10 protein-coding genes and 2 pseudogenes are annotated in these 15,798 nt (G+C 40.5%); 4 read left to right on the forward strand and 8 right to left on the reverse strand.

From position 1 onward, the window contains the following. The 5 genes and pseudogenes from F902_RS18480 to F902_RS18495 all read right to left on the reverse strand — a co-directional run. A pseudogene (locus tag F902_RS18480) lies at positions 1–1,487 on the reverse strand (Ig-like domain-containing protein); the annotation flags it as partial. 327 nt (positions 1,488–1,814) lie between these two features. Then, positions 1,815–2,087: pseudogene (locus F902_RS23140) on the reverse strand (BapA/Bap/LapF family prefix-like domain-containing protein); the annotation flags it as partial. A 457-nt stretch (positions 2,088–2,544) separates the two neighbouring features. Next, on the reverse strand, positions 2,545–4,044 hold the full coding sequence (locus tag F902_RS18485) for a cation:proton antiporter (protein ID WP_004803187.1): 1,500 nt from the start codon (positions 4,042–4,044) through the stop codon (positions 2,545–2,547). 281 nt (positions 4,045–4,325) lie between these two features. Beyond that, complete coding sequence (gene ypfJ / locus F902_RS18490; RefSeq protein WP_005205856.1) at positions 4,326–5,216, reverse strand: KPN_02809 family neutral zinc metallopeptidase; 891 nt, start codon at positions 5,214–5,216, stop codon at positions 4,326–4,328. 37 nt (positions 5,217–5,253) lie between these two features. Further along, positions 5,254–6,180: a DUF808 domain-containing protein gene (locus F902_RS18495; protein ID WP_004803183.1), complete on the reverse strand. Its 927-nt coding sequence runs from the start codon at positions 6,178–6,180 to the stop codon at positions 5,254–5,256. A gap of 164 nt (positions 6,181–6,344) precedes the next feature. Between F902_RS18495 and trpS the strand changes: the two genes are divergently transcribed. From trpS to F902_RS18515, 4 genes are all read left to right on the forward strand, one after another. Further along, positions 6,345–7,358, forward strand: a complete 1,014-nt coding sequence (trpS, locus tag F902_RS18500; RefSeq protein ID WP_004652187.1) for a tryptophan--tRNA ligase — start codon at positions 6,345–6,347, stop codon at positions 7,356–7,358. 416 nt (positions 7,359–7,774) lie between these two features. Continuing rightward, a complete protein-coding gene (locus F902_RS18505; RefSeq protein WP_005205862.1) occupies positions 7,775–8,419 on the forward strand; it encodes a YqiJ family protein in 645 nt (214 codons plus the stop codon). 33 nt (positions 8,420–8,452) lie between these two features. After that, on the forward strand, positions 8,453–10,159 hold the full coding sequence (locus F902_RS18510) for a flotillin family protein (protein ID WP_005205870.1): 1,707 nt from the start codon (positions 8,453–8,455) through the stop codon (positions 10,157–10,159). Positions 10,160–10,354: 195 nt separating this feature from the next. Continuing rightward, complete coding sequence (locus F902_RS18515; RefSeq protein ID WP_005205871.1) at positions 10,355–11,995, forward strand: alkaline phosphatase D family protein; 1,641 nt, start codon at positions 10,355–10,357, stop codon at positions 11,993–11,995. A gap of 90 nt (positions 11,996–12,085) precedes the next feature. On the opposite strand, the gene sucD is transcribed toward F902_RS18515, so the two are convergent. From sucD to lpdA, 3 genes are all read right to left on the reverse strand, one after another. Further along, positions 12,086–12,976, reverse strand: coding sequence for a succinate--CoA ligase subunit alpha (sucD, locus tag F902_RS18520; RefSeq protein WP_003655479.1), 891 nt, complete (start codon positions 12,974–12,976; stop codon positions 12,086–12,088). Positions 12,977–12,988: 12 nt separating this feature from the next. Continuing rightward, entirely contained in the window at positions 12,989–14,155 is a 1,167-nt protein-coding gene (gene sucC / locus F902_RS18525; protein ID WP_003655470.1) for an ADP-forming succinate--CoA ligase subunit beta, read from the reverse strand. A gap of 137 nt (positions 14,156–14,292) precedes the next feature. Continuing rightward, positions 14,293–15,726: a dihydrolipoyl dehydrogenase gene (gene lpdA, locus F902_RS18530; RefSeq protein ID WP_004803172.1), complete on the reverse strand. Its 1,434-nt coding sequence runs from the start codon at positions 15,724–15,726 to the stop codon at positions 14,293–14,295. Between the last annotated feature and the right edge of the window lie 72 nt (positions 15,727–15,798).

The following is a 15,798-nucleotide window of genomic DNA, read 5'->3' on the forward strand; positions in this document are numbered from 1 at the left end:
GTTTGGGTATCTGTTACATTGCTGCTGTTTCCTGCTGCATCTGTAAACGTGACATTGGCATCAATGGTTTTATTACTATCAGCCAATAAACCGCTACCTGGCACACTCACACTCCAAGTGCCATTCGATGAATTGACTGTCGCTGTATAAGTCACACCATTGACTACAACCGTGACCACTGTAGTTGCCGCATCTGCAGGCACACCTGCCAAGGTTCCAGTTAAGGTTACATTGCCCGCTGATTCTGCCGCATTCAAAACATTGTCTGCTGTCACAGAGTCAATATTGAGGGTTGTACCTGAAACATCTGGCCCAACTGTATCCACAGTCTCTGTGCCTGGTGTAGATGGATTACCTGCTGGATCTGTTGCTACTGCTGTAACGGTACTGCCGTTTGGTAAATTACCTGGATTTGGTGTGGTCCATACCCCTGTGGTTGGATCAGTTGGTACTTGAACTGTACTACCATCTGGGAATGTCACCGTCACCGTCGAACCTGGTTCTGCAGTCCCTGTAATTGGGTCTGTGCCATTGATTGGATTAATCTCTGGCGCATTTGGTGCAGTTGTATCAACTGTATACACTTGAGTATCTGTTACATTGCTGCTATTGCCTGCCGCATCTGTAAACGTAACTTTGGCATCAATGGTTTTATCGCTATCAGCCAATAAACCGCTACCTGGCACACTCACACTCCAAGTGCCATTCGCTGAATTGACTGTCGCTGTATAGGTCACACCATTCACTACAACCGTTACCACTGTGGTTGCTGCATCTGCTGGCACGCCTGTCAAGGTTCCAGTTAAGGTTACATTGCCCGCTGATTCTGTCGCATTCAGGACATTGTCTGCTGTCACAGAGTCAATATTGAGGGTTGTACCTGAAACATCTGGGCCAACTGTATCCACCGTTTCTGTACCAGGTACAGATGGGTTACCTGCTGGATCTGTCGCAACCGCAGTTACTGTACCTCCATTTGGTAAGTTACCTGGATTTGGTGTGGTCCATACCCCTGTGCTTGGATCAGTTGGTACTTGAACTGTACTACCATCTGGGAAGGTCACCGTAACCGTCGAACCTGGTTCTGCAGTCCCTGTAATTGGGTCTGTGCCATTGATTGGATTAATCTCTGGTGCATTTGGTGCTGTGGTATCAACCGTATACACTTGGGTATCTGTTACATTGCTGCTATTGCCTGCTGCATCTGTAAACTTAACATTCGCATCAATCGTTTTATCCCCATCAGCCAATAAACCGCTACCTGGTACACTCACACTCCAAGTACCATTCGCTGAATTGACTGTTGCTGTATAAGTCACACCATTCACAACAACGGTTACAACAGTGCTCGCTGCATCTGCAGGTACGCCTGTCAAGCTTCCAGTTAAGGTTACATTGCCTGATGATTCTGCCGCATTCAGGACATTGTCTGCAGTGACTGGATCAATATTAAATTTTACGGCATCCGTATTTGGTGGTGTGGTATCTGTATTGTTGTCATTATTGCCCCCACCTCCACCGCCGCCACTTGCTGCTGCGGCTATCCCGCCAATCGCAAGTACAGGTAAAGCCCACAACCATGGACTAAAACCACTCGATGCTTCACCTGCATAAAGTAATGGTTCTACTGCCTGAATTGGCTGCAATGTTGCTGCTTCAACAGGTGCCGCTGCCGCTTCGGGTACTACCGCTGGTGTTTCTTCTAAAAAGACAGCCCCTTCATGATCATCATCATCCGAGTCAGCATCTGCATCTGCGTCCGCATCGGCATCAGCATCCGCATCACTTTCCATATCCTTAAAGTGTGCCCAGACTAATTGATTATCATCACCCTGTAGTACAAGGCTGTTATCTGCTACCTCACTATTATTAAAGAAATTATGAATAACGATTGTTTCGCCATTTTTTAATACTACAACAGCATTTTCACCATCTCTCTTAACAACTGAAATATCATTTGCAGAGACCTTAATTAATACAACTGAAGGTTCAGAGGGTAATGTTGCTGTTTTTCCCGTCGTATTTACAAGGGTTTGATGACTTTCCTTGGAAATAATCTGTATTTGAGACATGGTTATATTCCTCATTATAAATTATTAATTCTTAATCAATTCTTAATTACATTATTAACTTAAGTTTAAATTATTGTTTCTAAGTGATAGAGTTCACAGCAACACTTTAAATCAAACAAAATAAATGTTAAATAGCGCACAAAATAAAAAAACAAACTTACATTGTAATATTTTTTTACAACAAAATAAGATCATGATTTAAAAGATTAAAAAATAAAAAAGCTTTTCTTAATAATTATAAAAATTACACTTCTAAACAAATATGACAAAATAAGCCATTAGATTCCTAAAAGGTATTTAAATTTAATTTAACAAACTTTTTAAATATATTATTTAAATAACAAAATACAAATTAAATTTTCAAATTGTTATTTAATTAAAATTCAAATATAGTTTAACTTTTATTTACCTAATAAAATAAAAAGCCTTTTTTATAAAAAAGGCTTTTTTAACAAAAAACAAAAATATGCAATTAAAAATTATCAGGATTCTCTAATCGCTTAACTTCTTCTCTCTTATTTGGATGGTGCATGGTTGCTACACCATCTTCAGTTTTCTGATCCAATAAAATTTCAGGATTATAGATAGTAATCGTTTCTCTCCCCAAGCTATCCTCACCAACAATATATTTAAAACCACGACGATTCATCTTATTACACATCCGCTGGTAGAACCCCTTCAGCCCTTGTGTCTCTTCACTCGGATTGTAATAGAAAGCATTCATCACGGCGGGTAAACCAAGACCACAAACCACACCTGACAGTAGTACACTAATAAAGGTATAGCCAATCAAGATACTACTGTATTGGCTCAATTCTGGAATATTCGCCACAGCAAGGATCAACGCCAGTGAAATCCCTCCGCGGACACCGCCCCACGAAAGAATAGCTAAACTGCCGTTGTAACTTTTATTACGGAAGGATGGAAATAGGGCAAAAGCAGCGAAGTTTGCTGCAAAACGAGATAAATGAAGAATAATAAAGGCAATGATGCCACCAATAATTAAGTTGGCACTTAAATCCAGAATAAACAGCTCTAAACCGATCAAAGTAAACAGGAATGAATTGATAATCCCTTCAACAGTATGCCAAAAATGGTTCACTTCACGAATTTCTCTTTGTTCGCGAATTTCCTGCCACTTGTTACCGACAATCAAACCACCAATGACACAGGCAATCGGAGCAGATGCATGCGCAAATAAAGCAACGAGATAAGAACCACTTGCAAGTAGTGCAGTAGTTAAAATCAAAGACTCCATCTCATGTTTACCTCTTAGTAAACGTAAGATCGCAAAACCAAATGCAAAACCAATAATCACTGCAACAAAGATTTCATATAATAACGTTTCAATTGTTGCCAGTAATGAAAAATGCTCCCCCTGTAAAACTTTTAATAGCGTCATAAATAAGGCAATACACATTGCATCATTAAATAAAGACTCACCTTCTAGTTTTACAATCAAATGGTGCGGTGCCCGAATAGAACTTAATACCCCTTTAACGCCAATTGGATCTGTTGCTCCAAGTGCAGCTCCTAATAATAGTAAAACACCAATTGGAACTGGATAACCAACCAACCATTGAAATAAATACAATAATCCTGCGTAAAATCCTGCACATAACACCAGTGCAATCGTGGCTAAAATACCAATTGGCTTCCAGTAACTCCTTAAATCTGAAATTCTAAATTTCAGCGCAGATGACGTTAAAATAAAACAAATCACACCATTGATTAGAAAATCATAAAAATCAATATTTCTTACAGCAGCTTCAATATTATGAATATTAATGGTAATAAATTGATTACCATTTAATAAACTTGCACCCCACTGCAAAATAAAGACAAAAATAGCCGAGACAATTGGAACACCAATGGCCTGAGGAAAACCCAAAATTCGTTTATTAAAAATGGTCGTCGCAATGGATAAGGCAAAAACAACCGTCAATGCTTGTAAAAGAAAAAAGTTACCCATATGACCTCTTTATTTATTCAATTTTAACAACATAAACTTTATTTAAATTTTAAAATTTTAATCAATGATAAAATTCAAAATACTGTGCAATTGAATAAAGAGTGAAGGCCTATGCTGCAATTCATCCATCTTATTATTTAATTTATATTAACAAATGGTTTAGGCACAACAATAAACCAATCATCCTCAATTCAGCATAGACGCTCTTATTTTACGTTAATTGTTCTTCTGATTCGTATATCTTCCGTATAAAAATCAAGGAGCAACGCTCCTTTTTTGTCCTATTTAAAGGTATTACACTGATTCACGTCACCTGATTTCAAACCGATCTGAAACCATTGCATCCGCTGTTCACTAGTACCATGAGTAAAACTATCTGGCACAACTTGTCCAGTCGCACGGCGTTGTAAATAGTCATCACCAATTTTTTCGGCTGCATCCATTGCTTCTTCAATATCACCTTGTTCAAGGAACTGCGTACGTTTTTGATTCTGATGCGCCCAGATTCCTGCAAAACAATCTGCCTGTAATTCTAAACGTACAGAGAGTTGATTACCTTGTGCTTGACTGGCCTGTGCACGTGCTTGCTGCACCTGACCTGAAATACCTAATAGGTTTTGGATATGATGCCCCACCTCATGCGCAATCACATAGGCCTGAGCAAAATCCCCAGCCTGATCCTGACGAGAAAGTTCTGTTTGATTTTGTTCTCCAGAAATACCCATTTGCTGACGCATATCTTTAAAGAATGAGGTATCAATATAAACTTTCTGATCAGCCGGACAATAAAAAGGTCCCATCGCAGCCTGTGCAGTACCACACCCTGAACGTACAACGCCACTGAAGAGTACTAAGCTTGGCGGCTTATAAGTCATCCCCAGCTGCTGAAAGATTGGTGTCCACGTATCTTCGGTATCTGCCAACACCGTTCCAACAAACTCACTGGCCTCTTTTTGTTCAGCAGTCAAGTTCTGTGGTGCACTGCCTTGTTGAGAAGACTGTGCGGTTACAGCTTGTGTCGCTTGATAGGCTTGTTGAGGGTCAACCCCAAAAAATTTCCAAGCCACAAAGGCGACCACTAGCCCAATAATACTAATACCACCTGCTTTCGCACCGCCACCACCACGACGGTCTTCTACATTGGTACTGACTCGACGACCTTTCCAACGCATAATTACCTCACATAATTCTGATGATGACGACCTAGGTTTAAGTAGATGCTTTTTTTGGCCAGAGTTTCTTAATCAAACTGACAATCATCAACACAACAGCGCCTGCAAGCAAACCAATACCTAAGTTAATCAAGGTTGGTGTTAAAGCACCAATGATTGAACCGACACTTGGAATGAGCTCTAAATGATCAACCGTTTCTTCAGTAAAATGATGCAATAAAGGAATGGTATGCGAAATAATCCCCCCACCCACTAAAAACATTGCAACCGTTCCAACAATTGAAAGTGTTTTCATTAAAATTGGAGCAAAACCAAGTAAACCACGACCGATTTTATTTTTTAATTCAGAAGCTTGTTGTGTAAGATATAAACCTAAATCGTCAATTTTTACGATCATTGCAACCAGGCCATATACCCCGACAGTCATGACGATTGCAATAATACTTAATACTGTCACTTTAGTCATAAATGCAGCTGTTGCAACTGTACCTAACGAAATCACCACAATTTCAGCAGAAAGAATAAAGTCTGTTCGAATCGCTCCCTTTACTTTTTCCTTTTCAAATTTGGCTAAATCGACTTCGACGTGTTGTAAGTTTTCACTGGCCTCCTCTGCTGTTTTGGCTTTTTTATGAAACAGCATATGCACAACCTTCTCCACCCCTTCATAACAGAGAAATAGACCTCCGATCATAAGCAACGGGTTAATCAACCAAGGGGCAACAACACTAATCAATAAGGCCAATGGAACGAGAATTAATTTATTAACAAATGAACCTTTTGCAACACTCCAGACCACTGGTAATTCTCGATCTGAACGTACACCACTGACTTGTTGGGCGTTAAGCGCTAAGTCATCACCTAAAACACCAGCAGTTTTTTTGGCTGCCATTTTACTCATGACTGCAACATCATCTAAAATTGTTGCAATATCATCTAGTAATAGTAATAAACCACTCGCCATTTTTATTTCCTGATTTGTATTTATACAGCCATTGTAGAATCACGCAGTGAAATCACAATATGATTTTAAGAAAAAGTTAAAATTATCGCTGACGAAAAAAATTTATTTCTCGTACAATAATATCAATCTTATATCTATGAAATTACTGAATCTTGGAACATATCATGAGTAATATTGATCAACGTCCCATCATTTTGACAGGCGACCGTCCAACGGGACAACTCCACCTCGGACATTTTGTCGGTTCATTACGTTCTCGTGTAGGTCTACAAGATAGTCACCATCAACATCTGTTATTGGCAGATGCGCAAGCAATGACAGACAATGCTGATAATCCAGATAAAGTCCGCAATAACATCCTGCAAGTTGCACTCGATTATCTTGCTGTCGGGATTGACCCAAGCAAAACCACAATTTGTGTACAGTCTTGCTTACCTGCGTTGAATGAATTGACCATGATTTACCTCAATTACGTGACTGTTGCACGTTTAGAGCGTAACCCTACTGTAAAAGCTGAAATTCAATTACGTAATTTTGAGCGTGATATTCCAGCAGGCTTCCTGTGCTACCCAATTGCACAAGCAGCAGACATTACCGCATTTAAAGCGACTGTCGTTCCTGTTGGTGAAGATCAACTCCCAATGATCGAACAAACCAACGAAGTGGTACGTCGTATTAATCGTCAAATTGGTCATGATCTATTACCAGAATGTAAAGCCCTGTTGTCAAATATGGCACGCTTACCTGGTTTTGATGGCAAAGCGAAGATGTCGAAATCTTTGGGCAATACCATTGTGTTGAATGCTACAGATAAAGACATCAAAAAAGCTGTCAATGCAATGTATACCGATCCAAACCATCTTCGTATTGAAGACCCAGGTCAGGTTGAAGGCAACATCGTATTTACCTATCTTGATGCTTTCGATCCAAACAAAGAAGAAGTGGAAGAATTAAAAGCACATTATCGTCGTGGTGGTCTCGGTGATGGTACTGTGAAAAAACGCTTGGAAGGTGTCCTACAAGAATTGATTGCACCGATTCGTGAACGTCGTGCCGAGCTGGAAAAAGATCCAGATTACATTATGGATGTATTGAAACAAGGTACCGAAAAGTGCCGCATCATTACTCAACAAACGCTAGATGAAGTGAAGGCGGGAATTGGATTATTTAAATTCTAATTTACGTTACTTTTCACATAAAAAGCCCTTGATTGGGCTTTTTATGTTTTAAACATTTGATTTAAGTTTAATTTTAGAACTCTTCCAAACAATCCAAAACTAACAATTATCGTCACTTCTTAACATCTATTAACAGTAGTTAACATGAATACCGATGAACTTAGTCAGGTTTTTAAATACTATGGCGTTGTAGGTTAGTTCACACTAATCTCATGACATTTCTCCTTTCAACCGAAACTGTTTTAAACAGATTCGTTGTTCAACGCAGTGATCACCCCAATCATTGCGTTTTTTTTCGTCTGCAAGAATGTGGTCAATTTAGGTTGAAATTTAGACGTGTTGGCTTTACTCTTATAACTGTTTTATTTTTATAAAAAATTTATTAATTAACGCTAAAAGAAATAAGAGTAATTACGATGATCTGGGATCTTTTAACACATCCTTCTAACCTTGTTTTTAGCATTGCTTTAATGCTATGCCTGTTTATTGGCCTACTCGAATTCATTCTATTATTATTCGGTGGTAGTTCTAGCTTTTTGGAACAATTTTTACCTGATAGTCTGAGCGATATTGATCATGCAGATGTCTCTGTAGAACAATCTGATTCTGTTTTGATCCAGTTTTTGGAATGGCTGTATTTAGGTAAAGTCCCTTTACTGATCTGGCTGATCATCTTCTTAACCGTCTATGCACTCACAGGTTTAATCATCCAAGACCTGTTTTATCAATTTACAGAACATTATCTTTCTGCGTGGATCATTGCCCCTGCCTGCTTATTTCTCTGTATGCCATTGGTACGTTATAGCGCTGCATTAATTGCCAAGATTATTCCTAAAGATGAAACCACAGCAATTCAAGCAGACGATCTAATTGGCAGAACAGCACATATTATTTTAGGGGATGCTAAACCCAACTCCCCTGCACAAGCCAAAGTTAAAGACCAATTTGGCCAAACCCATTACGTCTTGGTTGAACCCGAACTTGATCTGGTTTTCCATCAAGGACAAGACGTGATTTTAACGCAAAGAACCAAAATTGGATTCCAAGCGATTGCTGCTTAATTTTTATATTTATGACTACATGAGGGTGTTTACATGTTGAATTCAGCATTGACTGAAATTTTAATTATTACTGGTGTTATTTTTGCAGCACTGATTTTTATTGGCATTATTATCGCCCGTCTCTATACCCGTTCAAGTAAAGAAGTGTCTTTTGTGCGCACTGGTTTTGGTGGCGAAAAAGTCATTTTAAATGGCGGTGCAATTGTCCTCCCTGTCTTACACGAAATTATTCCTGTAAATATGAATACTTTACGTTTAGAGGTAAAACGTGCTGCAGACCAAGCCCTGATTACCCGTGACCGTATGCGTGTCGATGTCATGGCTGAATTCTATGTTCGTGTTAAACCGATTGCAGAGTCAATTGCAACCGCGGCCCAAACCTTAGGACGTAAAACCATGTCCCCACCAGAGCTTAAAGATCTGGTCGAAGGTAAATTTGTCGATTCACTTCGTGCCGTTGCTGCAGAAATGGCAATGGAAGAACTACATGAAAAGCGTGTCGACTTTGTCCAAAAAGTTCAACAAGTGGTATCTGAAGATTTATCCAAAAATGGTCTAGAACTTGAAACCGTATCTTTAACGGGTCTCGACCAAACTAGCTTTAAATTCTTCAATCCGCAAAATGCGTTCGATGCGGAAGGCTTAACCAAGCTGACCGAAACCATTGAAGACCGTCGTAAAAAGCGTAATGACATTGAACAAGATGCTGACCTTGCGATTCGTGCAAAGAACTTACAAGCAGAACGTGCTCGTTTAGAAATTTCGCGTGAAGAAGAATATGCAAAGTTACAGCAAGAGCGTGAAATCTCGATTCGTAAAGCTGAACAAACTGCAGAAATCGCCTCTCAAGAAGCAGGTAAAAAACGTGAGGCTGAAGAAGCTCAAATTGCTGCTGAACGTGAAGTGGAACTAAAACGAATTGCTTCTGCGCGTGATGTAGAAAATGAGAATATTCAAAAAGCACAATTGATTCAAAAAGCACAAGTTGAACAAAAGAAAACCATCGAACTGGCTGAGCAAGATCGTGCCATTGCCATTGCTGAAAAATCTCGCGCTGAATCAGAAGCCAAAGCGCAAGCTGACAAGGCCCGTGCCGAAGCGGTAAAAGCAGAGGAAGAAGTTGTGACGGTACGTGAAACACAACGTGCTGAGCGTCAAAAAGCAGTCGAGCTGGTTGCAGCTAAACAAACCGCTGAGAAAGAAGCCATTGCGATTACGGTTGCTGCGGATGCGGGTAAAAAAGCCGCTGCTGATGAAGCAGAAGCAGTACGTATTGCAGCAGAAGCAGATGCTGAAAAGATTCGCTTAAAAGCGAAAGGTGAGGCGGATGCAAAAATCCTACTTGCTCAAGCGTTGGAAAAACAATATCAGGTTGATGCGGAAGGTGCTCGTGCCGTCAATGAAGCAGCCAATACGCTTTCTGCTGAACAGGTAGAAATGCAAGTGCGCTTGGCACTATTAAAGCATTTACCAGAGATCATTCGTGAAAGTGTTAAACCAATGGAAAACATTGATGACATCAAGATTTTACAAGTGAATGGTTTAAATGGATTTGCAGGTGGCGGTACTGTCGGTAGTGATACGGTTGAAAATGGTCAAACCTCTTTATCTGATCAAGTAGTAAATAGCGCCCTACGCTACCGCTCACAAGCACCACTCATTGATAGCTTAATGAATGAACTTGGCTTACAAGGTGGTGATATTAATGGTTTAACGCAAGGGTTAAAACCTAAAGAGTAGACCAACAATCTTATGGCTAGAGAGCCGTAAGTCATTTCAAAAATCGGTTGTCTTGCAGCCGATTTTTTATTTTTATAAAGTGAATCAGCACTTCTCGCTTCTGCAAAAATTCAAATGATGTTGATGTCATCATTCATTCACTTAGGCTTCTCATACTGCAAAATCCCCACCTCAGTAAATAAATGAGATGCCAATATGTCGCAGTTTATTCAAAGCCGTCGTCGTTTCTTAATTAATAGTGGAAAATTGGCTGTCGGTGTTGCATCTATTTCAACCTTGGCTGCCTGCGGCCTAAATGACAACAAAGCCCCAGCAATTATTCTTCCAGAGCATGCCAGACCCAAACTCCCGTCTGGTATTCAAATTGGTGATGTCCGTAATGGCAATGCAACCATTTGGGCACAATCAGATCGAGCTTCGAAACTACGTGTAGAATATGACTTTACTGATCACTTTAAACAACCCAAAGTCGTATCAGGTCCAGTGGTAACCGCAGCCAGTGACTATACAGGGCGAGTGAACCTGACAGGTTTACCAAATGATCAGCATATTTTTTTGCGGGTTAGCTTTGAAGATGCGACACAAAATAATGTCACCAGTGAAATCTATACAGGTAGCTTCCGCACCATATCAACAGGCACCTCCCCCATTCGCTTTGTTTGGGGTGGCGATGTTGTAGGACAAGGTTGGGGTATTAACCCCGATATTGGAGGCATGAAAATCTGGGAAACGATGCGGCTACGTCAACCAGACTTTTTTATTCATAGTGGTGACACCATTTACGCAGATGGTCCGATCCAAAATACGGTGACTTTACAAGCAGGACAATCATTAAAGCCCGATGAGCTGCGCATCTGGAAAAATATTGTCACAGAAGAAGTCAGTAAAGTCGCTGAAAGCCTAAAAGAATTCCGTGGTCGCTATCGTTATAATTTTATGGATGAGAACTTACGAAAATTCGCTGCAGAAGTACCGCAAATTTGGCAATGGGATGACCATGAGGTGACCAATAACTGGTCTGCTACCAAAGATCTAAGCAAAAATAATGCTTATGCTGAAAAAGACATCAATACGCTGAGTTATCGTGGCAAGCAAGCATTTTTAGAATACTCTCCAATGCCATGGACAACTGAGGCATTCAGCGATCAGCGTATTTACCGTAAAATCAGTCATGGTCCATTACTAGATGTATTTGTACTCGATATGCGGTCGTATCGTGGAGGTAATAGTACCAATTTACAGACCAGTCTAAATGCAGACACGGCCTTTCTCGGTGAAACTCAAGTCAACTGGCTGGTGGATGAATTGTCTAATTCAAAAGCCGTATGGAAAGTGATTGCTGCAGATATGCCGATTGGTTTAAATGTGCAAGATAATTTTGGCGTCGCTGACGGTATTGCTAAAACATGGGAAGCGATTGCCAATGGCAACAATGGCACACCTCTCGGGCGTGAACTGGAAATTGCAGGCTTACTTCGTCGTATTAAGTCAGTAAAAAACATGATATGGCTAACAGCCGATGTTCATTATTGTGCCGCACATTATTATGATAATACCCGGGCTCAATTTACTGATTTTTCACCCTTCTGGGAGTTTGTAGCAGGTCCTTTAAATGCGGGTACTTTTGGTCCTAATCAAATGGATGCAACCTTTGGTGGACAAGTGATCTTTGAAAAAACTCCACCCGCAGGTAAAGCAAATCTCTCGCCTTTAGATGGGTACCAGTTCTTTGGTGAAGTGAATATTGATCCCCAAAGTAAAGCGTTAAAAGTTGAATTTTTTAATCTGGACGGTATTTCCCAATATACTCAAGAATTAACAGCGGTGTTGGGTTAAAGCTCAATCCTTAAAACAAAACTGAATAATAACCTAATAAAAAACCCCAATGTCTCCATTGGGGTTTTTTAAAGATTAAAATCTAACGTATTACGCTAAACCTTTCTCTTTTAAAACTTGCAACATAGTAGAACCAAGCTCAGCTGGGCTACGCGTGTAAGCCATTCCTGCACGTTCAAATGCAGCGAATTTCTCTTCAGCAGTACCTTGACCACCAGAAATGATCGCACCAGCATGACCCATACGTTTACCTTTAGGTGCAGTTACACCCGCGATGTAACCGACTACAGGCTTAGTCACGTTAGATTTGATGAATTCAGCAGCTTCTTCTTCTGCTGTACCACCGATCTCACCGATCATGATGATTGCATCAGTATCTGGATCGTCTTGGAACAATTGAAGCGCTTCAATCTGGTTCATACCTGGGATTGGGTCACCACCAATACCGATACAAGTAGACTGACCTAAACCAAGCTTAGTTGTTTGAGCAACAGCTTCATAAGTCAATGTACCTGAACGTGAAATGATACCAATACGACCTGGTTGGTGGATGTGACCAGGCATAATACCGATCTTACATTCACCTGGAGTGATCACGCCTGGGCAGTTAGGACCAACTAAACGAGTACCGTTACCGTTAGTTTCTAAGTAGCGTTTCGCTTTAAGCATGTCGATTGTTGGAACACCTTCAGTGATCACAACGATTAGGCCAACTCCTGAATCAACTGCTTCAACGATTGAGTCCAAAACGAATGGCGCTGGTACATAGATAACAGATGCATCTGCATTTGTTTCACGTACCGCTTCTTTCATTGTGTTGAATACTGGTAGGTCAAGGTGAGTTGTACCACCTTTACCTGGAGTAACACCACCAACAACTTTTGTACCGTAGTCTAAAGCTTGTGCAGAGTGGAAAGTACCGTTTTTACCAGTAAAACCTTGTACCAATACTTTAGTGTCTTTATTAATTAATACGCTCATGATTGATACTCCTTACGCTTTAACTGCAGCTACAACTTTTTCTGCGGCATCAGATAAACCGTTCGCAGAAATTAATTTCAAACCTGATTCATCAAGTAATTTAGCACCTAACTCAGCGTTGTTACCTTCTAAACGAACAACAACTGGTACAGTTACATTTACTTCTTGAACCGCTGCAATAATTGCTTCAGCAATCATGTCACAACGTACGATACCACCGAAGATGTTGATTAAAACACCTTGTACAGAAGTATCAGCAAGGATGATTTTGAACGCTTCGATTACGCGCTCTTTCGTTGCACCGCCACCAACGTCAAGGAAGTTTGCAGGCTGACCACCATAAAGTTTGATGATGTCCATCGTTGCCATTGCAAGACCAGCACCGTTCACCATACAACCGATGTTACCTTCTAAAGCAACATAGTTAAGGTCAAATTCAGATGCTTTTAATTCACGCTCATTCTCTTGAGACTTGTCACGTAAAGCAGCAACTTTAGGTAAACGGTAAAGCGCGTTAGAGTCGATACCTACTTTCGCATCTACACATAAAATATCGCCATTTTCACGAACTGAAAGTGGGTTAATTTCGAATAATGCAAAGTCATTTTCAACAAATGCTTGGTAAGCAGCAGCCATAATTTTTACAAATTGGCTGATTTGCTTGTCTTTCAAACCTAAAGCAAACGCAACTTCACGTGCTTGGAATGGTTGTAAGCCAACTAATGGATCAACTTCAACTTTGATAATTTTTTCAGGCGTTTCTTCTGCAACTTTCTCGATTTCTACACCACCTTCGGTAGAAGCCATGAAAGTAATACGACGGCTAGAACGGTCTACAACCGCGCCCAAGTAAAGCTCACGCTCAACTGGATAAACGTCTTCAGCAACGATAATGCTGTTAACTGGTTGACCGTTTGCATCTGTTTGATACGTTACAAGACGAGTACCAATGATATTGTTTGCAAATTCGATAACATCTTCTTTAGATTTTGCAACTTTAACGCCACCAGCCTTACCACGACCACCAGCATGAACTTGCGCTTTCATTACAGCGAATTTACCACCAAGCTGTTCAAATGCAGCAACTGCTTCGTCTGCATTTGTTGCCAAGATACCTTCTTGTACTGGCATGCCATATTCTTTCAATAACGCTTTAGCTTGATACTCATGTAAGTTCATTTAGTTACCTACTATGTTGTTTGTAGTGATACAGCCTTGATCTTCTTAAAATCAGACTGCTACATATTGAATCAATGATTGTCTAAATAAGACAATCATCATCATTCAAAAAAAGTGTGGCGAACCACACTTTATATTTATTTACGCTTACGTTGAATCGCGTGGATTGCACGACCGTCAACAGAAAGCGCTGCTTCATGTACAACTTCAGAAAAAGTCGGGTGACCGAAAGTCATCAATTGTAAATCTTCAACAGAAGAAACAAATTCAAGCGCGATCATACCTTGGTGTACGATATCAGATGCATTAGGACCCACAACGTGCATACCTAACAGACGATCTGTTTTCGCATCAGCAACGAATTTCACAAAACCAGCAGTATCACCAGCAGCCAACGCACGACCATTCACCGCAAACGGGAATTGACCTGCTTTAACTTCATGACCTTTTTCAGCGGCTTGTTCTTCAGTTAAACCGACCCAAGCTGCTTCTGGGTGTGTGTAAATAACGCTAATGATCGTGTCATAGTTCACTTGAGCTGCGTGACCGTGAATACGTTCAACAGCCATTACGCCCTCTTCCATTGCTTTATGTGCAAGCATTGGACCGCGTACCAAGTCACCAATCGCGTAAACACCTTCTACAGATGTTTGACATTGGTCATTTACATCAACCAAACCACGCTCAGTCAATTTAATGCCTGAATCTTCAGCCAATAAACCTTCTGCATAGGCTTTACGGCCTACACAAACGATAAGCTTGTCAAAAACTTGTTCTTTGTCTTCGCCAGCTTGGTTGTATTTAACCGTTACTTCTTGACCATTGGTTTCAGCACCAGAAACTTTTGCACCGATACGGATATCTAAACCTTGTTTTTTCAAGATTTTTTGATATTCCTTCGCCAATGCTTTGTCTGCCATTGGTAAGAATGCATCTAATGCTTCAAACACAACAACTTCTGATCCAAGACGACGCCATACAGAGCCAAGTTCTAGACCGATAACACCAGCACCAATTACACCAAGACGCTTAGGAACTTCTGAGAATTTCAATGCGCCAGTCGAATCAACAATTAAGTCTTCATCAACAGGTGCGACTGGAATATTTACAGGTACAGAACCGGTCGCAAGAATTACGTACTTTGGTTCTAAAACTTGTACTTCACCTTCAAAAGGTGTGAATTCTACTTTTTTACCTGCAAGTAATTTACCCGTACCTTGTAACCACTCGATACCATTACCTTTTAGTAATTGAGCCACACCACCCGTCAATTGATCAACAACTTTGTCTTTACGTGCCAACAAAGTGTCTAAATCAAATTTAACTTCACCCGTCGTAATACCGTGTTCAGCAAGTTCGTGAACAGTTGCTTCGTAACGGTGAGAAGAGTCAAGCAATGCTTTAGAAGGGATACAACCCACGTTTAAACAGGTACCGCCTAAAGATGGCTTACCATTGTGAATACGTTTTTCGATACAAGCGACTTTGAAACCAAGTTGAGCTGCACGAATCGCCGCTTCATAACCACCAGGTCCACCGCCAATGACAACAAGATCAAACTGTTGAGACATTTTTCTATTCCTTAAATCTCCCCCTAACCCCTCTTTACAAAGAGGGGTAGCCCTCTTTATCAAAGGACTATT

It is taken from the genome of Acinetobacter higginsii, from assembly GCF_000369525.1.
Classification (GTDB): Bacteria; Pseudomonadota; Gammaproteobacteria; order Pseudomonadales; family Moraxellaceae; genus Acinetobacter; species Acinetobacter higginsii.